The following is a 23,743-nucleotide window of genomic DNA, read 5'->3' as shown; positions in this document are numbered from 1 at the left end:
GTCGACCGGGGGCGCGGCAGGGGTCGCCTCCCACCGTTCTTCACGGGCACGCAATGCAGAGGCTGGGGCGGGGAGGCGACTCGCCGGCCCTGGGCCTCGACCCACTGCGCCGACCGGGGATGTCCGGTCGTCCACGCATCTATCTGAGCGAAGGGGTGTATCCCAATGGCAATGAGAAGGGTAGTGGTCACGGGGTTGGGTCTCGTGGCTCCCGTCGGCACCGACGTGAAGTCTGCTTGGGAGGGCATTCTCGCAGGCAGGAGTGGTATCCAGCCCATTACCCATTTCGACATTGGGTCCTTCAGCACCCGCTTCGGCGGCCCGATCTACGGCTTCGATCCGCTGCAGTACATCGCGAAGAAGGACATTCGCAAGATGGACAAGTTCATCCACTACGGGATGGCGGCGGGGATCCAGGCGATCGAGGACTCCGGCATCGAGGTCACCGAGGCCAACGCGCGGCGCATCGGTGTCGCCGTCGGCTCCGGGATCGGCGGTATCGGCGGCATCGAAAGCAACTACGAGGCCTACCGCACCGGCGGGCCGCGCAAGATCTCGCCCTTCTTCGTACCGGCCAACATCGTCAACATGGTGGCCGGCAACCTCTCGATCAAGTACGGCCTCAAGGGCCCGAACTACTCGATCGTCTCGGCCTGTAGCACCGGCACCCACAACATCGGCGAGGCCGCCCTGATGATCCGCCACGGCATGGTCGACGTCATGCTCGCCGGCGGCGCCGAGATGGCGACGACACCGGTTGGTCTCGGTGGTTTCGCCGCGGCCCGCGCGCTTTCGACCCGCAATGACGACCCGGCCGGCGCCAGCCGTCCGTTCGACAAGGAGCGCGATGGCTTCGTGCTGAGCGACGGGGCCGGCATCGTCGTCCTCGAAGAGTACGAGATGGCCAAGGCGCGCGGCGCCAAGATCTATGCCGAGTTGGTCGGTTTCGGCATGAACTCCGACGCCTACCACATGACGGCCCCGTCCGAGAACGGCGAGGGGGCCTGCGATTGCATGCGCCAGGCATTGGCCGACGCCGGCCTGAACCCGACGGACGTCGACTACATCAATGCCCACGGCACCTCGACCCCGGCCGGCGACATCGCCGAGACACGCGCGGTCAAGGCGGCCTTCGGCGACCACGCCTACCGGCTCGCCGTCAGCTCGACCAAGTCGATGACCGGGCACATGCTCGGCGCCGCCGGCAGCGCCGAGGCGATCTTCTCCCTGCTGGCGCTGCGCGATCAGGTCGCCCCGCCGACGATCAACTACACGACGCCGGACCCCGATTGCGACCTGGACTATGTGCCCAACGAGGCGCGGCAGATGAAGCTCGACGTCGTGCTGAGCAACTCCTTCGGCTTCGGCGGGACCAACGGGACCCTGGTCTTCCGGCGCGTCTGACCCGCCCGTGCCCGCCTCGACGAGCGGCGGGCCGAGCAACGGCCGTGGTCCGCTGCGCGCGCTGATCGATGGCGCCCGCGGCGACCGACTCCCGATCGGCGACCGCGGGCTCCAGTACGGCGACGGCCTGTTCGAGACCATCGCCTTGCGCGGCGGGCGTCCCTGCCTCTGGGACCTGCACCTCGCACGGCTGCGCGAGGGTGCCGCGCGCCTCGGCCTGCCGCTACCCGACCCTGCGTGCCTGCATCGCGAATGCCTGGCGCTCGGTGCCGAGCTGCCCGACGGGGTGGTCAAGCTGATCGTGACGCGCGGCGACGGTGGGCGCGGCTACCGGCCGCCGGCGATGCCGCACCCGCGGCGGATCCTGACGCTGCATGCCCGGCCCGCGCACCCGCGGTCCTGGGGCGATGACGGGGTCGCGGTCGTCCTCTGTCGCACGCCGGTCGGGCAGAGCCCGGCCCTGGCCGGTCTCAAACACCTCAACCGCTTGGAACAGGTCCTCGCCCGCGCCGAGTGGGACGACCCGCAGATCGCCGAGGGCCTGATGGCCGATGCCGACGGCCATCTGGTCGGGGGCACGATGAGCAACCTCTTTCTGCTTCGCGGCCGCGCGCTGCTGACCCCGCCGCTCGACCGGGCCGGGATCGCCGGTACGGTCCGCGCGGCGCTCGTGCGGCTCGCCCCGGGGCTCGGCCACCGGGTCGTCGAGACGCGCCTGCGCCGCGCCGATCTGGCGGACGCCGACGGCGCCTTCCTGACCAATGCCGTCATCGGCCTCTGGCCGATCCGCCGCTTCGACGGCCGCGACCTGGGACACGACCCGCTGCCCGGCGCGCTCGTCGCCGCGGTGCGCCGGGCGGTGGCCGACCCCGACTGGAGATGACATCCCGATGAAGCGGCGCCTGCTCTTCCTCGCCATCCTGACGCCGCTGTTCGTCGCCGGTCTCGTCGGCGGGGCCCTCTGGCTCGACTACCGCGCCTTCCTCGACGAGCCGCTGCCGGCGCGCGAGGCCGAGCCCTATTTCGTGATCCCCAAGGGCACCTCGCTGCGCGGGGTCGCCGAGCGACTGGTCGCCGACGGGCATCTGCGCCAGCCCTATTACTTCCTCGCGCTGGCCCACCTCTCCGACCGGGCGGCCCGCATCCAGGCCGGCGAGTACGGCTGGCCGCCGGGGACGAGACCGGCCGAGCTCCTCGAACGCTTCGCGAGCGGGCGGGTCGTGCAGCACTCGATCACCCTCGTCGAGGGTTGGACCTTCCGTGAGGCCGTGGCCGCGCTCGTCGCCGAGGAACGCCTCGCCGGCGACCTCGCCGGCCTCGATGACGGCGAGATCATGGCACGCCTCGGGCGCCCGGACGACCACCCGGAGGGGCGCTTCTTCCCGGACACCTACAGCTTCCCGCGCGCCACCGAGCGTCTCGCGGTGTTGCGCCGCGCGCTCGCGCGGATGGACGAGGTCCTGGCCGCCGAATGGGCCGAGCGGGCCGGGGGAGGGCCGCTCGCGACACCGTACGAGGCCCTGATCCTCGCCTCGATCATCGAGAAGGAGACCGGGGTGGCCGGCGAGCGGGCCGAGATCGCCGGCGTCTTCGTCCGGCGCCTGCGCCGAGGCATGCGCTTGCAGACCGACCCGACCGTGATCTACGGTCTGGGCGAGGACTACGACGGGCGGCTGCGGAAGGTGGACCTGCGCACCGACACCCCGTACAACACCTATGTCCGCGACGGCCTGCCGCCGACCCCGATCGCGCTGCCCGGGCGCGCCGCCCTCCACGCGGCCCTGCACCCGGCCGACGGCGAGGCGCTCTACTTCGTCGCCAAGGGGGATGGCAGCCACCAGTTCTCGGCGACCCTGAGCGAGCACAACCGCGCCGTCAGGCGCTACATCCTCGGTCAGGGCGAGGGCGAGCCGGCGACGGGAGGAGACGAATGACCGGAAGAGGGCGCTTCATCACGCTCGAGGGCATCGAGGGGGCCGGCAAGACGACCCAGATCGAGGCGGTCTGCACGCTCCTCGCCGAGCATGGTCGGGCGGTCGTGCGCACCCGTGAGCCGGGCGGGGCACCACTCGCCGAGCGGATCCGTGCGCTGCTGCTCGATCCGGAGGCGACCGGCATGGCCGAGGACACCGAACTCCTGCTGATGTTCGCCGCCCGCGCCGAGCACCTGGCCCGCACCATCCGCCCGGCCCTCGCCGAGGGCGCCTGGGTCGTCTGCGATCGCTTCACCGATGCGACCTATGCCTACCAGGGCGGCGGGCGGGGCCTGCCCGCGGCCCGGATCGCCGTCCTCGAAGAGTTCGTCCAGGGGCCGCTGCGCCCCGATCTGACCCTGTTCTTCGACGTGCCGGTCGCGGTCGGCCTGGCGCGGGCCGCGCGCCGTTCGGCCGTCGATCGTTTCGAGGCCGAGACGATCGACTTCTTCGAACGGGCGCGCGCGGCCTACCTGGCGCGGGCAGTCGCCGACCCCGGGCGGATCCGCCGCATCGATGCGAGCGGCGATCCGACGGGGGTCGGCGCCGCGGTACGCGCCATCGTCGCCGACTTCAGCGCCCGGCATCCGGGATGATGGAGAGGCGCCGATGAGCCCCGCGAGTCCGTCACCGGCCGACGCGCGCCGTCCGCCGCCCTGGTTGCAGCCGGCCTGGGAGGCCTTGACCCGGGCGCGCGCCGCCGGGCGTCTGCCCCAGGCGCTGCTCGTCAGCGGTCCGGCCGGGATCGGCAAGCGCCGCCTGGTCGTCGCACTGGCCGACGCCCTGCTATGCAGCGCGCCTGGATCGGATCGCGGATTCGATCGCGGCTCGGGCGCGGCCGGTCTCGCCTGCGGCGCCTGCACCGATTGCCACCTGCTCGAGATCGGCAACCACCCCGATTGTGTCACCGTCGGGCCAGACCCCGAGGCCAAGAGCGGCGAGATCCGCATCGATGCGATCCGCGATCTGATCGAACGCGAAGGGCTCACGCCACATCGCGGGCGGCGCAAGATCGTCATCATCGATCCGGCCCACCAGCTGAACCGGGCCGCCGCCAACGGCCTGCTGAAGACCCTCGAGGAGCCCTCGCCGACGACTCTGCTGATCCTGATCAGCGAGGAGCCCAGCCGACTGCCCGCGACGATTCGCAGTCGCTGCCAGCGCCTGGCGCTCGCGCCGCCGGGGGAGGCGATGGCCCTCGATTGGCTGGCGGGACGGGTCGCCGAGCAGGAGCCGCGGCGGCTGCTGCACCTGGCCCACGGGGCACCGTTGCGGGCCTTGACCTATCTCGTCGACGGGCGGCTCGAGCGGCATGAGACCCTCTTCGTCAGCTTCCGCGGGGTGCTGGCCGGGGTACGCGATCCGGTCACCGAGGCCAAGGGTTGGAGCGAGCCGGAGCCGCGACTATCATGTGAATGGTTGGCCGGTTGGGTCAGCGACCTGCTGCGCCTGACGGTCGATCCCGCCTGCCGTTGGCTGGTCGACCTCGACAGGCGGCAGCCCCTGCTGGAGCTCGCGCAGGGGGTTGCGCTGGAGCCGGCGCACCATTATATGAGGCGGGTGTTCGAGGCCCGCGCGCGGGTCGAGTCGACCCTCAACAAGCAACTGCTCTTCGAATCGCTCCTCATCGGGCTGGCGCGGTTGCGCCGTACGGGACCCTAGCGAGATCGCCCAGATGGAAACACCCTCACTCGGCGGACAGCAGCGGATCCTGAGCTTCGCGATCCGCGACAAGAACGCCCTCTACCAGGCCTTCATGCCGTTCGTCGACAATGGTGGGCTGTTCATACCGACGACCAAGCGCTACCAACTCGGCGACGAGATCTTCCTGCTGCTCCAGTTGATGGACGAGCCCGATCGCATCCCGGTCGCCGCCAAGGTCGTTTGGGTGACGCCGCCGGGGGCCGAGGGCAACCGCGTCGTCGGCGTCGGCGTCCAGTTCAACGCGCAGGACAAAGGCATGGCCCGCGCCAAGATCGAGCAGTATCTCGTCGGCATGCTGAACAGCGAGCGGCCGACCCACACGATGTGAGCGGCCCGGCGCCTCACCCCCATCCGCATTGCCGATAGTCACCGATGCTCGTCGACTCCCACTGCCACCTCGACCGGGTGGACCTCGACCCCTACGACGGCGATTTCGCCCGCCTGATGCAGACGACCCGCGCCGCGGGCGTCGCCCGGCTCCTGTGCGTCGCGATCGACCTGGAACGCTATCCGGCGATGCGCGCCCTCATCGAGCCCTTCCCCGAGGTCTCGGTGTCGGTCGGCGTGCACCCGAACGAGCGCGACGGTCATGAACCGAGCGCCGACGAACTGGTCGCGCTGGCCGGCGATCCGCGCGTCGTCGCGATCGGCGAGACCGGCCTCGACTACTACCGCAGCACCGGCGACCCGGGTTGGCAGCAGCAACGCTTCCGCCGGCACATCGCCGCTGCGCGCACCGCCCGGCGGCCGCTGATCGTCCACTCGCGGGCTGCGCGTGCCGACACGATCCGCATCCTCGCCGAGGAACGGGCGGGCGAGGTCGGCGGGGTCCTGCACTGCTTCACCGAGGACTGGGAGACGGCCCGCCGGGCCTTGGATCTCGGCTTCCACATCTCCTTCTCCGGCATCGTCACCTTCAAGGCGGCCGACGAACTGCGCGAGGTCGCCCGGCGGGTGCCGCTCGATCGGCTGCTGATCGAGACCGACTCCCCGTACCTCGCGCCGGTGCCTCACCGCGGTCGCTCGAACGAGCCCAGGTACGTCGCCGCCGTCGCCGACTGCCTCGCCGGGCTGCGCGGCTTGGCGCCCGACGCGCTGGCCGCCGCGACGGGGGAGAACTTCTTCCGCCTGTTCGAGCGCGTGCCCCGCGTCCTGCCGGGCGAGGCCGCCCCGAGCTGACCGCCGCCGCCCGGTCCGGTCGCTCCGCCGGCGGCGTTCTCGGGTATCATCGCGGGGACAGTCCCGCCGCCAGGGCGCCAGCGCCATCGCGGCCCGCGCGCCAGCCGATGGGCGGCCAGTCCGCAGATCGATATCGAGTCCAGGAAGAGATCACCATGCCCCAGTACCGCTCCCGCACCACGACCCATGGTCGCAACATGGCCGGCGCCCGCGCCCTGTGGCGCGCCACCGGCATGAAGGACGGCGATTTCGACAAGCCGATCATCGCGGTGGCCAACTCGTTCACGCAGTTCGTCCCCGGCCACGTCCACCTGAAGGACCTCGGCCAGTTGATCGCGCGCGAGATCGAGGCGGCCGGCGGCGTGGCCAAGGAGTTCAACACCATCGCGATCGACGACGGCATCGCGATGGGCCACGACGGCATGCTCTACTCGCTGCCCTCGCGCGACCTGATCGCCGACTCGGTCGAGTACATGGCCAACGCCCACTGCGCCGACGCCCTCGTGTGCCTGTCGAACTGCGACAAGATCACCCCGGGCATGCTGATGGCGGCCCTGCGCCTGAATATCCCGACCGTCTTCGTCTCGGGCGGGCCGATGGAGGCTGGCAAGGTGATCCGCCAGGGGGCCGAGCAGCACCTGGACCTGATCGATGCGATGATCGCGGCGGCCAATCCGAACGAGAGCGACGCGGCGGTCGCCGAGCTGGAGCGCTCGGCCTGTCCGACCTGCGGTTCCTGTTCGGGCATGTTCACGGCCAACTCGATGAACTGTCTGACCGAGGCCTTGGGCCTGAGCCTGCCGGGCAACGGCTCGCTGCTCGCGACCCACCGGCGCCGCCAAGACCTGTTCTTGGAGGCCGGGCGGCTGATCGTCGCCCTGGCGCGGCGCTGGTACGAGGAGGACGACGCGCGCGCGCTGCCGCGCTCGATCGCCTCCCGGGCGGCCTTCGAGAACGCGATGAGCCTCGACATCGCGATGGGCGGCTCGACCAATACGGTCCTGCACCTGCTCGCCGCCGCCCACGAGGCCGAGGTCGACTTCACGATGGCCGACATCGATCGTCTGAGCCGCCAGGTGCCGAACCTCTGCAAGGTCGCCCCCGCGACCCAGCGTTACCACATGGAGGATGTGCACCGCGCCGGCGGCGTCATCGGCATCCTCGGCGAGCTCGAGCGCGCCGGCCTGATCCACCGCGACGTGCCGACCGTGCACGCCGCGACGCTCGGCGACGCGATCGACCGCTGGGACGTCACGCGCAGCGACGACAGCGCCGCGCGCCAGCGCTACCTGGCCGCGCCCGGCGGCGTCCCGACCCAGGTCGCCTTCAGCCAGGAGCGCTACTGGTCGACTCCGGACCTCGATCGGGCCGCCGGCTGCATCCGCGACCTCGAGCACGCCTACAGCCGCGACGGCGGCCTCGCGGTGCTGTTCGGCAACCTGGCCGAGCAGGGCTGCATCGTCAAGACCGCCGGCGTCGAGGCCGAGAGCCTGGTCTTCAGCGGCCCGGCGCGGGTCTTCGAGAGCCAGGACGCGGCCGTCGCGGCCATCCTCGGCGATCGGGTCCGGGCGGGCGACGTCGTCGTCATCCGCTACGAGGGGCCGAAGGGCGGGCCGGGCATGCAGGAGATGCTCTACCCGACCAGCTATCTGAAGTCCAAGGGGCTGGGCAAGGCCTGCGCGCTGATCACCGACGGGCGCTTCTCCGGCGGCACCTCGGGCCTGTCGATCGGTCACGTCTCGCCGGAGGCGGCCGAGGGCGGGCTCATCGCGTTGGTCGAGGACGGCGATCCGATCGCGATCGACATCCCGCAGCGGCGCATCGCGCTGGAGGTCGCCGACGAGGTCCTGGCCGAGCGGCGCCGGGCGATGCAGGCCCGGGGCGCCGCGGCCTGGCGGCCCGTCGCCCGCGCGCGGACGGTCTCGAAGGCCCTGCAGGCCTATGCCGCCTTTACGACGAGCGCCGCGCGCGGCGCGATCCGCGACCTGTCCGTGCCCCGTTGAGGCGATGGTGACGACAGGCGGTGCGGACAACGCGCGGTTGATCTGCGCCGCGCTCTTGTCCAGACTGGGAATCCCCTCTTTGCCGAACCCCTCCCGAGTCTCACGATGCCGACACCGCCGATGACGGACTGCCGCGCCCCGGGCGCCGCCCTGCGGTGCCTCGAGGAGTGGTACGCGACGCCGCTCGGACGGGAGCTCGCGGCCAAGGAGGGCGCCTGTCTGGAGCGGATGCTCTGCGACACCTTCGGCTACTACCTGCTCCAGGTCGGCCTGGTCGATGCCCTCGACGGCGTCCTCGCCGGCTGCCGCATCCGCAACCGCATCCTGCTGCCCGACGGCCCGGCCTCCGGGCGCGCTGGCCAAGGGGGGCGGGTCCAGGTCATCGTCGACCCCGGTCGGCTACCGATCGCCTCAGACAGCATCGATGCCGTGGTCCTCCCGCACGTGCTCGAATTCGCCGACGATGCGCGCCAGGTCCTGCGCGAGGCCGAGCGCGTCCTGATCCCGGAGGGGCGCGTCATCATCCTCGGGTTCAACAACCTCAGCCTCTGGGGCCTGCGCCGCCAGCTCGCCCGCGGGCAACGCCAGCGGCGCGTGCCCTGGTGCGGCAGCTTCCTGACCCCGTTTCGCGTCGCCGACTGGCTGTCGCTGCTCGGCTTCGACGTCGAGATCGAGGAGCGGATGATGTATCGCCCGCCGTGGCGACGCACGCTATTTCCGGATTCGACCCTCTTCGATGCCATTGGCGAGCGGCTCTGGCCGACCTTCGCCGGGGTCTTCGCGATCCGTGCCGTCAAGCGGGTCTCGACACTCACACCGCTGAAGCCCTCCTGGCGCCAGCGCCGGGCACTCCTCTCCGGGCGCCGACCGGTCCGCCCGACGGTACGGCTCGTGCGCCGCCCAGGTGGTGCGGCGGCGCCGCGCACGACCGAACGCGGCCCGGCGCGCTGAGGGTGCGATCAACCGCTTCGACGACTGAACCGATGACCGACCTGATCGAGATCTACACCGACGGGGCCTGCAAGGGCAATCCGGGTCGCGGCGGCTGGGGCGCCTTGCTGCGCGCCGGCCCGCACGAGAAGGAACTCTGTGGCGGCGAGTTGGAGACGACCAACAACCGCATGGAGCTGATGGCCGTGATCCGCGCGCTGGAGGCGCTGAAGCGCCCGAGCGGGGTGCGCATCACGACCGACTCGCAGTACGTCAAGCGCGGCGTGACCGAATGGATGGCGCGCTGGAAGCGCAACGGCTGGCGTACCGCCGCGCGCGAGCCGGTCAAGAACCGCGACCTCTGGGAGCGCCTCGACGAGGCCCTCGGCCGCCACCAGGTCGAATGGCAATGGGTGCGCGGGCACAACGGCCATCCCGACAACGAGCGCGCCGACCGACTGGCCAATCGGGGGATCCCGACGACCGGGCGCTGACCGAGCCGCCCGTCGGGTTACGGCGCGCACCAGGCTTGTCTTTGTCGGCTGCGCGGCGCTCCTTCTCTGCGCCTTTGCGTCTCTGCGCGAGATCTCCTTTTTGGGTGCGAGAGCGTAGGGCGGGAAAGCGCAGCGCATCCCGCCGTGCCCTCGGGGCGTAACCCGACGACCGCCAACGCGGCCTCCACCGAGGCCGCTGTCGGGTCACGGCGCGCACCTGGCTCGTCTTTGTCGGCTGCGCGGTGCTCCTGCTCTGCGCCATTGCGTCTCTGCGCGAGATCTCTTTGTTCGGGTGCGAGAGCGTAGGGCGGGAAAGCGCAGCGCATCCCGCCGTGCCCTCGGGGTGTAACCCGACGACCGCCAACGCAGCCTCCACCGAGGCCGCTGTCGGGTTACGGCGCGCGCAAGTCCTTCTTGCTAGAGACCGCTGTGCCGGCGTGCCTCACCCGACGGGCCGCGCCGATCTGCGCCGGGGCCGTAGGTCGGGTTAGCCCCGCGGGGCGTAACCCGACGGCCAGCGACGCGGCCCCCGCCGAGGCCGCTGTCGGGTTACGGCGCGCTTGTCTTTGTCGGCTGCGCGGCGCTCCTTCTCTGCGCCCTTGCGTCTCTGCGCGAGATCTCTTTGTTCGGGTGCGAGAACGTAGGGCGGGAAAGCGCAGCGCATCCCGCCGTGCCCTCGGGGCGTAACCCGATATCGGGGTGCGCCTCTCCAACGCCGGGCGAGGCCCCGGCTTCGTCATCGGGCTCGCACCACATAAGGGCAGTTCTTCGGATCGAGGCGCGCCGCGACGGTTCGCGGCCGCGGCGCCGGCGTCCCTTCGCGCCCGCCCGGGCGATTTCGGCGGCCTCCGCTGGCCCAATCCCGGCGCTCGAAGCACGTCGCGTGCCGGCCCTGCTTGCCTCGCCGCGGCAAAACGCCTTACTCTTCGCCGCACCGTTTTAAATCCTAATAATAGGGAAGCGCATGCCAGAGGTTAGCCGTAGCGATCGCGCACGCTTCAACATGGTGCAGCAGCAGATTCGTCCCTGGGGCGTCATCGACGAACGGGTCCTGACGGCCCTCACCGAGGTGCCGCGCGAGTCCTTCGTCCCCGATGCCTATCGCAGCCTGGCCTATGCCGACATCGAGGTGCCGATCGCGGCTGGGCGCCAAATGCTCGCGCCCAAGATCATCGGACGGCTGCTCCAGGCCGTGCAGGCGCAGCCTGGCGACAAGGCCCTCGTGATCGGCGCCGAGAACGGCTATCTAGCCGCCTGCCTGGCCCACCTCGGGGCGCGCGTCGTCGGCCTGGAGGACGATCCGGCCCTGGCGCAGGAGGCCGAGGCCCGTCTCGCCGCGAGCGCCGTCCCGGGCGTCGAGGTGCGGGTCGGCGACGGGTTGATCGACCCGGTCCCCGGCGGGCCGTTCGATGTCATCGTCGTCACGGGTTCGCTGCCGACGGATGCGCCCCTCGCCGCGTTGCAGACGCAACTGGCCGCGCGCGGCCGCCTGTTCGCCGTCGTCGGCCGACCACCGCTGATGGAGGCGCTCCTCGTGACCCGCACGGCGATGGGTGACTTCCGCCGCGAGGCCCTGTTCGAGACCCGCTCGGCGCCGCTCGCCCGGGCGCCCGAGTCGGACGTCTTCGTCTTCTGACCCGGGGCGGGCGATGCGCCAATGGACCCCGGTCGAGCTCGAGGCGCGGCTCCGGGCGGCCGAGCCCCCGCCGCTGCTGCTCGATGTCCGCGAACCCTGGGAGTACGCGATCTGCCATATCGACGGCGCCGTGCTGCTGCCGATGCATCGGCTCACCGAACGACTCGACGCCCTCGACCCGGAGCGCGAGACGGTCGTCATCTGTCATCACGGCATCCGCAGTTACCAGGTGACCCACTATCTGACGCAGTTGGGCTTTCGTCGGGTCATCAACCTCCAGGGCGGGCTCGCGGCCTGGGCCAGGGACGTCGACGCGACCATGCCGACCTATTGAACGGCCGGCCGTGCTGGCCGGCCGTCTCCTTTGCGATCCCGCTTCGCCTGAGGCTGCGCGGCGAGCGAGGCGCGCGGGCGCCAAGACCAATCGACGCTAGTGACACCACGAACCGGAGGACACGATGAATACCCATCAGGCCGACTTCCCGCTCTGTCAGAGCCGCTTATCGATGCTGCTGATCATCGACGCCCAAGAGCGGATCGCCGCCGCGATGCCCGAAGAGGACCTCGCCGAGACGGTGACCAACATCAACCGGCTGTCGCAAGCGGCCCAATTCCTCGACATCCCGATCATCTGGGCCGAGCAGAACCCGAAGGGCCTCGGGCGGACCGTCGAGGCGATCCGCCGCCACCTGCCGGCCGATGCCGCGCCGACCGAGAAGAACTACTTCTCCAGCTGCACGGCGCCCGGCTTCGAGCGGGCACTGACCCAGGAGCCGGATCGCAAGCAGGTCATCCTGGTCGGTATGGACGCCCATATCGGCGTCGCCCAGACCGCCTCCGGGTTGCGCCGCTGGGGCTACCAGGTCTTCATCGCCGAGGACGCGATCTGCTGCCGCCGGCGCGCCCTCAAGGTCAACGCCCTGGAGCGGATGCGCCACTGTGGTCTGCAGGTGACGAACGCCGAGTCGATCGCCTTCGAGTGGCTCGGGGACTCCTCGCACGCGCGCTTCAAGGAAGTCCTCGCACTCTTCAAATAGCCCTGCCATGCTCGGCGGCCCGGCCCGAGGCCGGGCCGACGCAGCTCGCCGTAGGAACGCTCGCACCTCAGCGTGCAGGCGGTGCGCGTCGCACCACGCAAGGACAAGGTCGTAGTGGCCTCTGGAATCGGGACAACACCTGAGGTATCCCCACAAGATCGACCGCGACGGCGAGTCGGTACGAACTGGGAGCGCCGGCTTTCAGCCGGCTTCGCGCGCAGGGGGCTCGATGCCCTCGGCGCGCGACCTTCGGCGCTGGAACCAGGAGATCACCGATAAGCGCCGCTGGATGCCGCTGCGCACATGCCCTTCTACCGGCCCAGACGCCGCCGACGCGGCATCGAGCCGCGACGGCGACGAGCCGGCTGGAAAGCCGGCGCTCCCAGTCAGTCGCGCGACGGCGAGATGGCTCGGATCGCGAGCGCCGGCTTCCGTCGGTCAGTCGACCTAAGCCACTGCGGTTTAGACCTTTTATCCGGGGATACCTCAGGGACAACACCCGTTGAAAGACCCGGGAGCCGCTCGCCCATGGACCCGATGCGCGTCATATCCGACGACGCACCGGCCCTCATTCCGGTCCCGGGTGGAATGCGGCAGCGTCGGACCGAGGTCATTTTCTGGACGTCAAAACGCAGCTGCGGCGATGCCTACCCGTGGGGGCCAGCGCCGAAGTTCCCCGCTGGCCACTCCTGCGGGGAAGGTTGGCGAAATCAGCGACCTCATGTGCGGGGTCCAGTCAAGCTAAGATTGTGGGTGCCTCCTCCGAGAGGGACCACGAAGAAGGCAACGGCTGCGAAAAGCTCAGTACATCAACAAGCGCACTGACCAGTGCATGGCAGTCGACGGAGAATTCCAGCCGCCTTCTCGTGGCAGCGTGAAGCGCGCTATCATTCTCCCGTGATCGAATCGTTACTCGACCAGGCTACCGAAGACATATTCAACGGCGTCAACTCTAAGGCCGCCAGGAAGACCTGCCCCGCGATTCTGTGGCCGATCGCGGCCAGAGAGCTCGACCAGCTCGACTCGGTGACATCGCTCGAAGAGCTGAAAGCTCCGCCCGGGAATCGTTTAGAGATGCTCTCAGGTAATCGCAGAGGGCAATATAGCATTCGCATTAACGATCAGTACCGTATCTGCTTCTCCTGGGGGAACGCCGGGCCGACCGGAGTCGAGGTTACCGACTACCACTGAAGGTGCAGACGATGTTGAGAATACCAACCGACCGGGCACCCACTCATCCCGGCGAGATGCTCCGGGAGGAGTTCCTCGCGCCTTTGAATATCACCCAGCGTGAGCTGGCGCGAGCCATTCATGTGCCCTATCGACAAGTAAACGATCTGGTCAATCGCAAGAGGGGCGTTTCTCCCAGTACAGCGCTACGTTTGGCTAAATTTTTCGGTGTATCGGCGGACTTTTGGCTGAATCTCCAGATGCGCTGGGACCTTTTTCGGGTGGCCGCATCGGAAGCGGACGCATTGAAGGCCATAGAGGATTTCCATCATCTCTAGAGGACTGCCTGACGCCGGCAGCCCGTGCTTTCCTCGCGTGGTCGAGCCACGCAAGTCGAGCGCGATAAATGCCCCTGACTCAGCTCCCTTTTTCGTGTGTGTTGAAGTTCCCGCCGCGCTTCGCACACCAGTTCGTGGAGGTCACGCTCTATCAGGCCCAAGAAGGGGGTCACCCAAGAAGGGGGTCAAGTCTTGCAATCACGCATATGCTCGATCTCAAGACTTGACCCCTTTCCCCGACGCATCAAGGCCGCACCAGACTGCAACGCGCCGGTAGCCGCAAGCAAGCAGGGTGCTTGAATGCAAGACTTGACCCTATTGTGCTATTGTGCGGAGCCCCGCGGACCCGCATTAGTTCAACAACTTTTCCGCTAACAGTAACCATCCCCCGGCAGAGCCGGGGGATGGTTATTGCCATAGCTTGGGGATGAGTTGGATGGTTACTGTGACGGGTTCCGTCACTTCACAACCATTCTTATTGCTTACATTGTCATTTCCTATGACAACATTGCCAGACGAAATAAATACTTCGCCATCCCGGGCTCCATTCACACGAATGGTTCCGGTCTGGCTGTAGCGAACATCCGCTGTAGCGCCAGATCCGTCCGAGCAACGGTAGCGGTATATTGCTCGTCCGTGAGGAATGACGTGTATTTTCCATTTTCCCGGAGCAAGCGTGTACGTTTTCGTCTTGTTGAATGCGACGGTGTATGCTACTTGCTGCGGGGTCCGCCCGTCGATAAGTTTTATCGCGAGTTCTTCGTTGAGAAGGAGAATGGCAATAAAACCCCCGGCGAGAAGAAGGATTACAATGCCGGCAATCCACGGTGTCGCCTTAGTCTTCCCTCCGAGTAAGGCCAGCAAGAAAACCACCGCCAACGCAATGCCGCCGATCCACACTCCACGCTTGTCCCCCGCGAGCCCTTGCTGGACTTGCGACGCGCCACTGCTGGCTATCGTCGGAAGCGAACTCCACTTCCCATCGCGGCCGGCGAAATAGGCGTCCAGGTCGTCCTGACTGTAGCCGTATCGGCCGGTATTGGCCCGAAGGACATCATCCGTGACCGCACCATGCTGTGAGAGCTTCTCGATCCCTCGACTGACTCGCTCGATCGATTGCGCCAGGGCTCTCGCCGAACTCTTTTCTTGACGGGCCTGCGCGACGGCGATCTGCTTGTAGGCCTCGCCCGACCAGAACGCCCGCCCGGTGAGGAATTTCGCCACGTCCGGGGACAGCGAAACGGCCAGCGCGCCGAGCGAGACGGCCACCAGCACGAAGAAGGCCGCCTGGCGAGGCCAGCGCAACGAGCCGGGAAACACGAGGGCGTACTGTCCCCAGGCGAGCAGCAGCAGGCCCACGAACAGGTAGGTCGCGATGTTGAACTGATAGTCCAGCAGGAACAGCGACAGGATCATCAGCGTCACGGCGTGGGAGATGCCCTGCGAGATGCGGATGTACCCGGCAACGGCGGAGGCGGCGCCCGAGCCGCCGTTCTGTCCGGTCTGTGGCGCCGCGCCCGCGGCATAGCCGCCGATCGCCAACGAGAGGATCGGCAGCAGATTGAGCAGGACGGCGTAAGCGAACCCCAGGTGCAGCAGCAGGGCGAGGCCGATCAGCAGATCGCTGCCGACCTTGCCGAGCCAGGCGATGAGCAGGAAGATGACCTCGACCGCCAGGAAGAGCAGCACCCCGCCCGCCGAGCCCAAGAACAGACGTTGCAAGCCTTTCATATCACCCACCGACCCCGTGCCGGGGACGGGCCTCCTTGAACGGCGGTCAATAGGGGGCGAAGAGGTACGTGGCGATCACGGCCAACACGAGCAGGCCGGCCGCCGCCCCGCCAAGCGCCAGCCAAGTCCGCCGCTGGAACAGCGCCTCGGGCAGGATCCCGCCGCCGGTTAGGCTCTGGACCGTCCGATCGACGGTTGCGGCCATGGCCTCACGGCCCTGGCAGGCACCGGTCGCCACAAGCGAATCGACGATCGCGCGCAGTGCGTCCGGATCGTCGCCGAGCGACGCGACACGAGACGCAAGCTGGCCAAGGTATCGGGCCTGCATCGAGGCATCGATGTGCACGACCGTTCGGCGAAATTGCGCCTGCTGCTGTGGCGGCAGTTGCCCCAGCAGACGCTCGATGGCGGCCTGTTCAGCGGCCGGCAAGCCGGACAGGATGCCGAGGAAGGCGCCGCTGTCAGCGCGCGATTGGCCGGGCCAGCGCAGCGAGTCCCTGGTCAGATCCGTCGCGACATTCGCGATGGTGCTGCCCAGTGCCGATTCCATCACTCCCTTCTTCGTAACCATGTCGCATCTCCCTCGTGTGCACGGACTGGAGGTTACATTCTCGAAATCCCGGTCACAGTTTACCCTTCTCCAATCTGCCCGTGACTCGTTGCGAAGTAGCGCTCGACGCCCAAAAGCGCCGAGCTTCGAAGCGCTTCGCGGTCCGTGGGCAATAGCCGCCCCCAGAGCGCTGGGGCGAATCTGACTCGCGAAAGGTCGCGCGCATAATGGACGAATCCCCGCTGCGCGAACTTCCTGAACGGCATCTCCAGGATCAGCCGTTGGATCTCGGAGTCCGTCAGATCGGCGACCCGCGACATGCGGGCCGCCGGCTTCTCGGCGGGCAGTCCGCGGGCGAGGCGATCCAGATAGAAATCGCGGAAGGCGAGGGTGAGTGTGGCGATCGGTACGGAGCCGTCTTCGTCGACGGTGTCTAGCAGGCACCGCAGCAGCACTGGCTTGTAGGACGCCGACATGTCCATCTCCTTGCAGAAGGCGAGGAAGCGGTCGCGGATGTTGGCGGCGGTGACGGGCTTGAGGCCGAACTGTTTGGCGATCTCGGCTTGGCGGTCCTTGCGGAAGTAATGGTAGGTGCGGGTGCCGATCTGGAAGCTGTGGTCCGGGGCCAGCTCGCCCCGCTGGACCTTGCCGCGCAGATAGCCCTCGGAGGCCGCGAGCGCCAGCTCCAGGTCGGCCACGGAGAGCATGCCCTTGACCTCCGACTGCCAGTCGAAGATGTCGATCTCTTCGAACCGGTCGGCCCAGACGCCGATGTTGAGGACGACGGGTGCCGGCGCCCCGCGGGCCTGCTCGTCGGCGACGCGCTCATCGGGCGCGAAGACGTAGCCGCCGGGGCGGTAGGTGCGGGTCTTGGCGAGGCGGTGTAGGCTCCAGCTCTGGCCGTAGCGGCCCGCGTTGTCCACGAAGTCGAAGACGATCAGCGACTCCTTGCCTGGGGCCTTGCGGGTGCCGCGGCCAAGCTGTTGCATGTAGACGATCTTGGACAGGGTCGGGCGGGCCATGAGCAGGACCTCGACGTCCGGGCAGTCCCAGCCCTCGTTCAAGATGTCGCAGGCGCAGAGCATCTTGAGCTGGCCAGCGGCGAAGCCCCTCAGAATCGCCTCCCGCTCGTCGGCGCGCATCGCCCCCGAGACCGACCGCGCCGGGATCCCGTGGGCGCGAAAGCGCTCGGCCATCTCGTCGGCGTGCTGGACGTTGACGCAGAAGGTGACGCCCTTGCGGCCGGGGACGTGGCGCAGGTAGGCGTCGACGATCAGATCGTTGCGCGCCGGCACCCGGATGCGCTGCTCCAGGTCGTGCCGATTGTACTGGACCTCGTTGAAGCGGACCTTGGTCAGGTCGATGTTGGTCTTCACCCGCACGCAGCGGATCGGGACCAGCTCGCCGCGACGGATGGCCTCTTCCAGCGTGAGCCGATGCGCCGCGTCGCGGAAGATCTCCAGGATGGGACGACCGTCGGGCCGGTCCGGCGTAGCGGTGAGTCCGAGGGTGAATCGGGGCGTGAAGTGGCCGAGCAGCGCCTGGTATCCGGGCGCGGCGGCGTGGTGCGCCTCGTCGACGATGATGTACCGGAAGGCGTCCGGCGGCAGGTCGGCCAAGCGCTTGCCGATTGACTGGATGGAGGCGCAGACGACATCCCGGTCGGGCTCCCAGATGCCACCGGCGATTCGGCCGAGGCTCGCCTCGGGCCAATGGTGCTGGAACTCCCGCGCGGTCTGCTCGACCAGCGGCTTGCGGTGGGCGACGTAGAGGACGCGGGGACCGATGCGCTGGGCGTCCCGGATGGCGGTGACCGTCTTGCCCGAGCCGGTCGCGTGCTCCAGGAGCGCGATGGTCTTGCCGTCCGCGCGGATCTTCTCCAGCCAGTCCAGGGCGTATTGCTGGTGGGTGCGGAGGTTGAATTGGGCCGAGGCGCCGGATTGCTTCGGTAGAAAGTCCGCCAGCTCCAGCAGACCGGGCACCCGCTCCAGGAAGAGCGCGAGCTGATCCTTGACCCGCTCCGGCTCGCGGGCGAGCTGGCGGTCGGACCAGCGGAAGACCTGCCAGCCCTGGTGGATGAGGCTGTTCTGGCGGCCGAGGTCATCCTCGAATTTGTCGAGATCGAAGTCCGGTGGGGCATAGTGGCTGGGGCCGTCGATCTCGAAGGCGATGAGGTGCCCGGCGCACTTGAGCGCAAAGTCGATGAAGCGCGTGGCGCCGTCGATGTCCTGAACGGGGTACTCCGGGGCCAGGAGCTGGGTCTTCTCGATGCCGAAGACCTGGGCGAACAGCTCGACGAAGGCGTCTTCGGGCCGGCTGGACTCGGCGGCGCGCGGATTGACCGCCGGGCCGGTCACTCGGGCCTCGGCGTCCAGTAGTCGGCCAGCTCGGGGAAGATGCGCCGGATGCCGCCGCGCGGATCGGGCTGGTCGCCGCGGTAGCGGGGGATGAGATGGACGTGCAGGTGCATCACCGTCTGGCCGGCGGCGTAGCCGACATTGACCCCGACGTTGAACCCGTCCGGGGCCTGCTCGCCGGTCAGCTCGGCGGCGGCCGTGCGCAGGGCCTGCCAGATCTCGGCGGCCTCGGCGTCGGTGGCCTCGAAGAAATCGGCGAAGTGGCGCTTGGGGATGACCAAGGTATGACCGGGCGAGACGGGGAACCCGTCGCGGATGGTCTGCGTCAGCGCCGTCTCGGCAACGATGCGCGCGGGGTCGATGCGGCAGAATGGGCAGTCGTCCATGGGGCGTGCGTTAGGACTCGGGATTGGCCAGCCGGTGGCGCATACACTGCCCCAATGGAGGAAGTGGGGCAAGTCGGAGGTTGACTGTCCCTGTTGGATCGAGGGTCCCCTATACTTGAGTCCAACCCGCGAGCCCGGTCGCGACCGGCGTTCGGTGCCAACGGAGTACCTGCCATGCCCCAGCTCGCCCTCGAAGGCGACCGCTTTACTTACGGCGACTACCGCCGCTGGCCGGATGACGAGCGGTGGGAGCTCATCGACGGGCGGGCCTACGACATGTGTCCCGCCCCGACGCGCAACCACCAGCAAATGGTGCTGGAGATCGCCGCGCAGGCCCACGCCTTCCTGCGCGGCGGTCCCTGCGAGGTCAATGTCGCTCCCTTCGATGTCCGCCTGCCCAAGACCGACGAGGCCGACGACCGGGTGGACACCGTGGTTCAGCCCGACATCGCCGTGATCTGCGATCCCCAGAAGCTCGACGACGCCGGCTGCCGGGGTGCCCCTGACTGGGTGGTGGAGGTCTTGTCCCCGCGCACCGCCGCCAAGGACCAGCGCGAGAAGCGCGATGCCTACGAGCGCGCCGGGGTGCGGGAATACTGGCTGGTTCACCCGACGGATCGGACCCTGATGATCTATCGGCTCACCGAGGGTGCCTACGGCCGCCCCGAGGTGCAGCCACTGGTTGGCGAGACCGCGGTCTCTGCCATCGCGGGGCTGGGCATCGCCTGGCCGTCGGCAACGACCGAGGTCGATGGGCCGGTCGGCCCGTGAGCCTGGAGTCCGTGGGGCGAATGCCTGCCTCGGGGATCCGCTTCATCCGGGCCCGGTCGACCCTCTGGTGTCGGTCGATTCGGAGCAGCGACGCGATTGCTGCCAATCATCGTCGGGTCGACGTCGGCCGAACGAGGGACGTGATGCGACTCACCAAAGACCAGATCGCTGCGATCTTGGAAGTGAACACCGGCATCGCTGGTCGGGGCGCGGCGGTGCTGCTCTTCGGCTCGTGCCTCGACGATGCGGCGCGCGGGGGCGACGTGGACTTGGTGATCGAGACCGAGGCCGGCCTGTCGGTGCGGCAACGGGCGGAGCTCAGGACGAGGCTCGAGGCCAGACGGGGTTGCCGGTGGACATCGTCGCCGTGGCGCGCGGGGCGGCGCTCAGGCCCTTCCAGCCCGTCGCGAGATCCCGCGCCGTGCGCATCGAGGCTGCCACGTGAAATCGGATAGCACTTCAGCGGTTGAGGTGACCAATGTCTCCAGGCATGGTCTATGGCTTTTCGCCGAAGGGCGCGAGATCTTCCTCGCCTACGCCGAGTTTCCGTGGTTCAAGGATGCCCCACTCTCTTCGGTCTTCAACGTGCAAGAGCCGAGTCCCGGACACTTCTACTGGCCGGATCTGGATGTAGACCTAGGCATCGAAACCATTGAGCATCCGGAGCGCTTCCCGCTGAAGTATCGACGAATCTAATTGAGGTCACGCCCGCAGAAAAGGGCGCTGTGCATCGTGCGCCGTCACGGCGCATCAGGCACTTGCAACGTCGAGCGACCCAGAACCAAAGAGACATGGGTAATGGCACGGGGCCGTCATGGGATCCGCAGTGACCGCCGGCTCGGCGGCGTCCGCATCCATGATCCCGACATACCGCAAGACAGTCGTCTATTGCGGATCACGACGACTTCAAAGCCAGTGCCGAGCATCAATTTCGAGGGTTCCGACAATGAGCTATGCGGAAAGAATCGGCGTAGAGCCGGGAAAACGCGGGGGGCGCCCCGTCATCCGCGGTCTGCGCATCACTGTCTACGATGTGTTGGGCTGGCTTGCAGACGGCATGACGCCGGATGAGATCCTGGAGGACTTTCCAGAATTGGAGAGGGCCGACATCCAGACTTGTCTCGCCTATGCGGCGAACCGGGAGCGCCACGCGACCGTTTTGCCGGCCTCCTCATGAAGCTGCTGCTTGACGAGAACCTGTCGCGCCGTATTGTCGACAATCGAAACGATGTTGGCCGACGCCGAAGTTGGCTGCATAGAGATCGAGTAGCGGTCGCCCCGACGCGATGCGGCTGCCTCTCATGACGTCGCGCGACTGGTTGGGGTGGACGGGACTCGCGATTTCCCTATGACTCGCACTCTCGGCAAGGCGGTCGCCGATCGCCTTTATCTACACGCCGACTATCTCGGCGATGCGGAGCCCGAGGTCCGCGGCCGAGTGGATTCCGCGGCCGCGCTTGCCGGCCTGAGCCGCGCGGCGTTCAATCTCGCGCGGCTCGATTCGGCTTGCCCGTCTGTCGCCCTGCTCCATTACCCGAGCTTCTTCGACGACGCCTTCCCGGCCCTGGCCGCGAGTTGGCTCGTCGACCCGGACGCGGGTAGCGTCGCTTTCCGGACCTACGCCGACTCGCTGAATCCCCCGATCCTGCACCGCAAAGAGCTGCTATTGCCGGCGGACCACCCGCGGCGGGCGGAGTTCGCGGCCTTGACCGAGGCCTGCGAGTCGATCGGCCTCTTCGACCAGCCCACCCGCATCGGCTATCAGTGCCAGTGGGAGCAGTTGGTGCGGGAGAAGGGTTACCGCATCGTCGGGCATCAGTTGGTCCCGCTCGGGAACGACGACTCGCAGGAGGCCGCCGGCGAACTCGCCCCGCTACATGCTGGCTGGAAGGCGGCGCGGCAGCTCACCGCCTTGCAGCGCTACGGGTTTTCAGCGCCGGTGCAGTCGTTGGCTCGCTACGGGTTCCTGGACGGCAAGCGGAGCGTCTTCGATTACGGCTGCGGTCGGGGGGACGACGTCCGGGGGCTACGGGAGAACGGACTGGTGGCGGCCGGCTGGGACCCCTATTACGCGCCGAATAGCCCGATCCGGTCCGCCCAGATCGTCAACCTCGGGTTCGTCGTCAACGTGATCGAGGACTTCGACGAGCGGCTGGAGGCGCTGACCCGCGCCTGGTCCCTGGCGGAGCAGCTCCTGGTCGTCTCGGTGATGCTCGCCAACCAGAATGACCCAGGTGGGGAGCGCTTCCGCGATGGGGTCATGACCCGCCGCCGGACCTTCCAGAAGTATTACACCCAGGCGGAGATCCGGGCATTCCTGGCCTCGGCGCTGGACGAGGAGCCGATTCCGGTCGCGCCCGGGGTCCTTTACGTCTTCCGCGACAAGGACGAGGAGCAACGCTTCCTGATGGACCGGTATCGCAGCCGGCGTAATCGGCTGCGGGAGCCGTCGCTGCGGGCGCGGGTACGCGAGCCGCGGGTGCGTCGGGACCGGGCCGCGGAGCGCTACGCGGCCTACCGGGAGCCGTTGGACCGGCTGTGGGAGCTGTGGCTTGGGCTTGGCCGGCGGCCGGATCCGTCCGAGGTGGCCGACCTTGAGACCCTGACCGAGGGCTTCGGCTCCCTGCCAAAGGCGTTGCGCTTTCTGGCCGAGCGGCACGATGCGGAGGAGCTGGAGTCCGCCGCCGCCCGACGCTCGGCGGATCTCGGCGTCTATCTGGCGCTGACTCAGTTCGAGCGCCGCCGGGCCTATCGGCATCTGGAGCCGGGCCTACAGCGGGACATCAAGGCCTTCTTCGGCGACTACGGCGCTGCCCAGGCCGAGGCGCGCGAGCTGCTGTTCCGCATCGGCGACACCCAGGCCATCGCGGATGCCTGTCGCGGCGCGGCCGAGCGTGGGCTGGGCTGGCTGGAGCCGGGCGAATCGTTGCAGCTGCATACGAGCCTGATCGAGCAGCTTCCGCCGCTGCTGCGGATCTATATCGGCTGCGCGGCGGTGCTGTACGGGGATCTGCGCCATGCGGATCTCGTGAAGGTGCACATCGGATCCGGCAAGTTGAGCCTGATGCGCTATGACGACTTTGCTGGCCGCGCCCTGCCGCGGATGATCGAGCGGGTGAAGATCAAGCTGCGCGAGCAGGACATCGATTGGTTCGCCTACGGTGAGGGCACGGGCTATGCGCCGCCCTATCTGTTCCGCAAATCCCGCTACCTGAACGAGGAGTTTCCCGGCTATCCGGAGCAGCTGGCCTTCGACGAGGCGTTGGAGGGCCTCGGGCTCTTCGATCTCTCGGGCTATGGGCCGGACCCCGAGACCTTCGACCGGACCCTGGCACGCCACCGTTGGCAGGTCGATGGCTTCAAGCTGGTGCGTCCGGCGACGCCCCCCGCGCTCGATGACCCTTGCGGGCGCTTTCTCACCTTCCGCCAGCTCATCGAATGCGGCGAGACGCAGGCGCGCACCGGGCTCGCGAACCGGCCGCGCGAGGCGGAGAGCTGGAATGCCCTGCAAGACCTGGCCGAGCAGGTGCTCGATCCGGTCATCGATTGGTTCGGCATGATTCGCCTGACCTACGGCTTCTGCTCGCCGGAGCTCGCGCGGGAGATCCCCGGCCGCATCGACCCAAAGCTCGACCAGCACGCTGCCCACGAGCGTAACCGACGCGGCGCGCCGATCTGCGCGCGATTGGGCGCGGCGGTGGATTTCGTCGTCGACGACGAGGACATGATCGAGGTGGCCCGCTGGCTGGCTGCCAACACGCCCTTCGACCGGCTCTATGTCTACGGCCCAAATCTGCCGATCCACGTGAGCTACGGACCGGCTCACAGTCGGCAGGTGGTGCGGATGGTGCCTGGCGGGAATGGCCGTCGCATGCCGCGTTGCGTCTCGGTGGAAGAGTTCACGTCCGAATTGTCCCGTCATCTACGGCGCGATACCGGCCCGATCAGCCAGCGGTGATCGGATTGTCTTGTGCCTCGGAGCTGGGGGCGGTCTGTGGCATGCAGGTTTCGTAGGATCCACATCGGCTAGTGCATGCCGAACGCAACGGGCAGCGACTACCGCGCTCGGTCCCCTCGGTG

At 68.3% G+C, this 23,743-nt stretch carries 24 protein-coding genes; 20 read left to right on the top strand and 4 right to left on the bottom strand.

Features of this window, described 5'->3' with window-relative positions; genetic code table 11:
- Window positions 1-165 precede the first annotated feature (165 nt).
- The 15 genes from fabF to CKO41_RS05595 all read left to right on the top strand — a co-directional run bounded on the left by fabF (window position 166) and on the right by CKO41_RS05595 (window position 13,868).
- Window positions 166-1,404: a beta-ketoacyl-ACP synthase II gene (gene fabF / locus CKO41_RS05665; RefSeq protein WP_200250624.1), complete on the top strand. Its 1,239-nt coding sequence runs from the start codon at window positions 166-168 to the stop codon at window positions 1,402-1,404.
- 7 nt (window positions 1,405-1,411) lie between these two features.
- A complete protein-coding gene (gene pabC / locus CKO41_RS05660) occupies window positions 1,412-2,287 on the top strand; it encodes an aminodeoxychorismate lyase (protein WP_200381502.1) in 876 nt (291 codons plus the stop codon).
- A gap of 7 nt (window positions 2,288-2,294) precedes the next feature.
- Window positions 2,295-3,338 carry an endolytic transglycosylase MltG gene (mltG, locus tag CKO41_RS05655; protein ID WP_200381501.1) on the top strand — a complete coding sequence of 348 codons (1,044 nt, stop codon included), beginning with the start codon at window positions 2,295-2,297 and terminating at the stop codon, window positions 3,336-3,338.
- On the top strand, window positions 3,335-3,973 hold the full coding sequence (gene tmk / locus CKO41_RS05650) for a dTMP kinase (RefSeq protein WP_200381500.1): 639 nt from the start codon (window positions 3,335-3,337) through the stop codon (window positions 3,971-3,973). The genes mltG and tmk overlap by 4 nt, the downstream gene beginning before the upstream one ends.
- Window positions 3,974-3,986: 13 nt before the next feature.
- On the top strand, window positions 3,987-5,039 hold the full coding sequence (holB, locus tag CKO41_RS05645; protein ID WP_200381499.1) for a DNA polymerase III subunit delta': 1,053 nt from the start codon (window positions 3,987-3,989) through the stop codon (window positions 5,037-5,039).
- 13 nt (window positions 5,040-5,052) lie between these two features.
- Window positions 5,053-5,409 carry a PilZ domain-containing protein gene (locus tag CKO41_RS05640; RefSeq protein WP_200250613.1) on the top strand — a complete coding sequence of 119 codons (357 nt, stop codon included), beginning with the start codon at window positions 5,053-5,055 and terminating at the stop codon, window positions 5,407-5,409.
- Window positions 5,410-5,453: 44 nt separating this feature from the next.
- Window positions 5,454-6,260, top strand: coding sequence for a TatD family hydrolase (locus tag CKO41_RS05635; protein ID WP_200381498.1), 807 nt, complete (start codon window positions 5,454-5,456; stop codon window positions 6,258-6,260).
- Between the two features lie 155 nt (window positions 6,261-6,415).
- Complete coding sequence (gene ilvD, locus CKO41_RS05630; RefSeq protein ID WP_200381497.1) at window positions 6,416-8,263, top strand: dihydroxy-acid dehydratase; 1,848 nt, start codon at window positions 6,416-6,418, stop codon at window positions 8,261-8,263.
- A gap of 105 nt (window positions 8,264-8,368) precedes the next feature.
- Window positions 8,369-9,214, top strand: coding sequence for a class I SAM-dependent methyltransferase (locus CKO41_RS05625; protein ID WP_242464001.1), 846 nt, complete (start codon window positions 8,369-8,371; stop codon window positions 9,212-9,214).
- A gap of 32 nt (window positions 9,215-9,246) precedes the next feature.
- Window positions 9,247-9,687, top strand: coding sequence for a ribonuclease HI (gene rnhA, locus CKO41_RS05620; RefSeq protein WP_200381496.1), 441 nt, complete (start codon window positions 9,247-9,249; stop codon window positions 9,685-9,687).
- Between the two features lie 964 nt (window positions 9,688-10,651).
- Window positions 10,652-11,323 carry a protein-L-isoaspartate O-methyltransferase family protein gene (locus tag CKO41_RS05615; RefSeq protein ID WP_200381495.1) on the top strand — a complete coding sequence of 224 codons (672 nt, stop codon included), beginning with the start codon at window positions 10,652-10,654 and terminating at the stop codon, window positions 11,321-11,323.
- A 13-nt stretch (window positions 11,324-11,336) separates the two neighbouring features.
- Window positions 11,337-11,657: a rhodanese-like domain-containing protein gene (locus tag CKO41_RS05610; protein ID WP_200250601.1), complete on the top strand. Its 321-nt coding sequence runs from the start codon at window positions 11,337-11,339 to the stop codon at window positions 11,655-11,657.
- Between the two features lie 124 nt (window positions 11,658-11,781).
- Window positions 11,782-12,360, top strand: coding sequence for an isochorismatase family protein (locus CKO41_RS05605; RefSeq protein ID WP_200381494.1), 579 nt, complete (start codon window positions 11,782-11,784; stop codon window positions 12,358-12,360).
- Between the two features lie 897 nt (window positions 12,361-13,257).
- On the top strand, window positions 13,258-13,551 hold the full coding sequence (locus tag CKO41_RS05600) for a type II toxin-antitoxin system RelE/ParE family toxin (RefSeq protein WP_200381493.1): 294 nt from the start codon (window positions 13,258-13,260) through the stop codon (window positions 13,549-13,551).
- 11 nt (window positions 13,552-13,562) lie between these two features.
- Complete coding sequence (locus tag CKO41_RS05595; RefSeq protein ID WP_200381492.1) at window positions 13,563-13,868, top strand: HigA family addiction module antitoxin; 306 nt, start codon at window positions 13,563-13,565, stop codon at window positions 13,866-13,868.
- Between the two features lie 408 nt (window positions 13,869-14,276).
- On the opposite strand, the gene CKO41_RS05590 is transcribed toward CKO41_RS05595, so the two are convergent.
- From CKO41_RS05590 to CKO41_RS05575, 4 genes are read right to left on the bottom strand one after another with little or no spacing between them, the layout of a single operon-like run.
- Window positions 14,277-15,599 carry a hypothetical protein gene (locus tag CKO41_RS05590; protein WP_200381491.1) on the bottom strand — a complete coding sequence of 441 codons (1,323 nt, stop codon included), beginning with the start codon at window positions 15,597-15,599 and terminating at the stop codon, window positions 14,277-14,279.
- 46 nt (window positions 15,600-15,645) lie between these two features.
- On the bottom strand, window positions 15,646-16,170 hold the full coding sequence (locus CKO41_RS05585) for a hypothetical protein (RefSeq protein WP_200381490.1): 525 nt from the start codon (window positions 16,168-16,170) through the stop codon (window positions 15,646-15,648).
- 59 nt (window positions 16,171-16,229) lie between these two features.
- Window positions 16,230-18,506: a DEAD/DEAH box helicase family protein gene (locus CKO41_RS05580; RefSeq protein WP_200381489.1), complete on the bottom strand. Its 2,277-nt coding sequence runs from the start codon at window positions 18,504-18,506 to the stop codon at window positions 16,230-16,232.
- Window positions 18,503-18,892, bottom strand: coding sequence for an HIT family protein (locus CKO41_RS05575; protein WP_200250596.1), 390 nt, complete (start codon window positions 18,890-18,892; stop codon window positions 18,503-18,505). Before CKO41_RS05575 ends, CKO41_RS05580 begins: the two co-directional genes overlap by 4 nt.
- A gap of 174 nt (window positions 18,893-19,066) precedes the next feature.
- Here CKO41_RS05575 and CKO41_RS05570 point away from each other — a divergent pair, with 174 nt between their 5' ends.
- The 5 genes from CKO41_RS05570 to CKO41_RS05550 all read left to right on the top strand — a co-directional run bounded on the left by CKO41_RS05570 (window position 19,067) and on the right by CKO41_RS05550 (window position 23,621).
- The gene (locus CKO41_RS05570) at window positions 19,067-19,663 is read left to right on the top strand and encodes a Uma2 family endonuclease (RefSeq protein WP_200381488.1); all 597 of its coding nucleotides are present in this window, start codon (window positions 19,067-19,069) and stop codon (window positions 19,661-19,663) included.
- 143 nt (window positions 19,664-19,806) lie between these two features.
- Window positions 19,807-20,118, top strand: a complete 312-nt coding sequence (locus CKO41_RS05565; RefSeq protein ID WP_200381487.1) for a nucleotidyltransferase domain-containing protein — start codon at window positions 19,807-19,809, stop codon at window positions 20,116-20,118.
- Window positions 20,105-20,359 (top strand): DUF2442 domain-containing protein, encoded by a 255-nt coding sequence (locus CKO41_RS05560; protein WP_338115544.1) that lies wholly within the window; start codon window positions 20,105-20,107, stop codon window positions 20,357-20,359. Before CKO41_RS05565 ends, CKO41_RS05560 begins: the two co-directional genes overlap by 14 nt.
- Before the next feature lie 250 nt (window positions 20,360-20,609).
- Window positions 20,610-20,840, top strand: a complete 231-nt coding sequence (locus CKO41_RS05555) for a DUF433 domain-containing protein (RefSeq protein WP_200381486.1) — start codon at window positions 20,610-20,612, stop codon at window positions 20,838-20,840.
- 171 nt (window positions 20,841-21,011) lie between these two features.
- Entirely contained in the window at window positions 21,012-23,621 is a 2,610-nt protein-coding gene (locus CKO41_RS05550) for a DNA phosphorothioation-associated putative methyltransferase (RefSeq protein ID WP_200381485.1), read from the top strand.
- The last annotated feature ends 122 nt before the right edge of the window (window positions 23,622-23,743 follow it).

Source organism: Thiococcus pfennigii, assembly GCF_016583835.1.
Taxonomy (GTDB): Bacteria; Pseudomonadota; Gammaproteobacteria; order Chromatiales; family Chromatiaceae; genus Thiococcus; species Thiococcus pfennigii.
The sequence above is the reverse complement of the archived record's forward strand: the minus strand, read 5'-3'. Positions and strand labels throughout refer to the sequence as shown.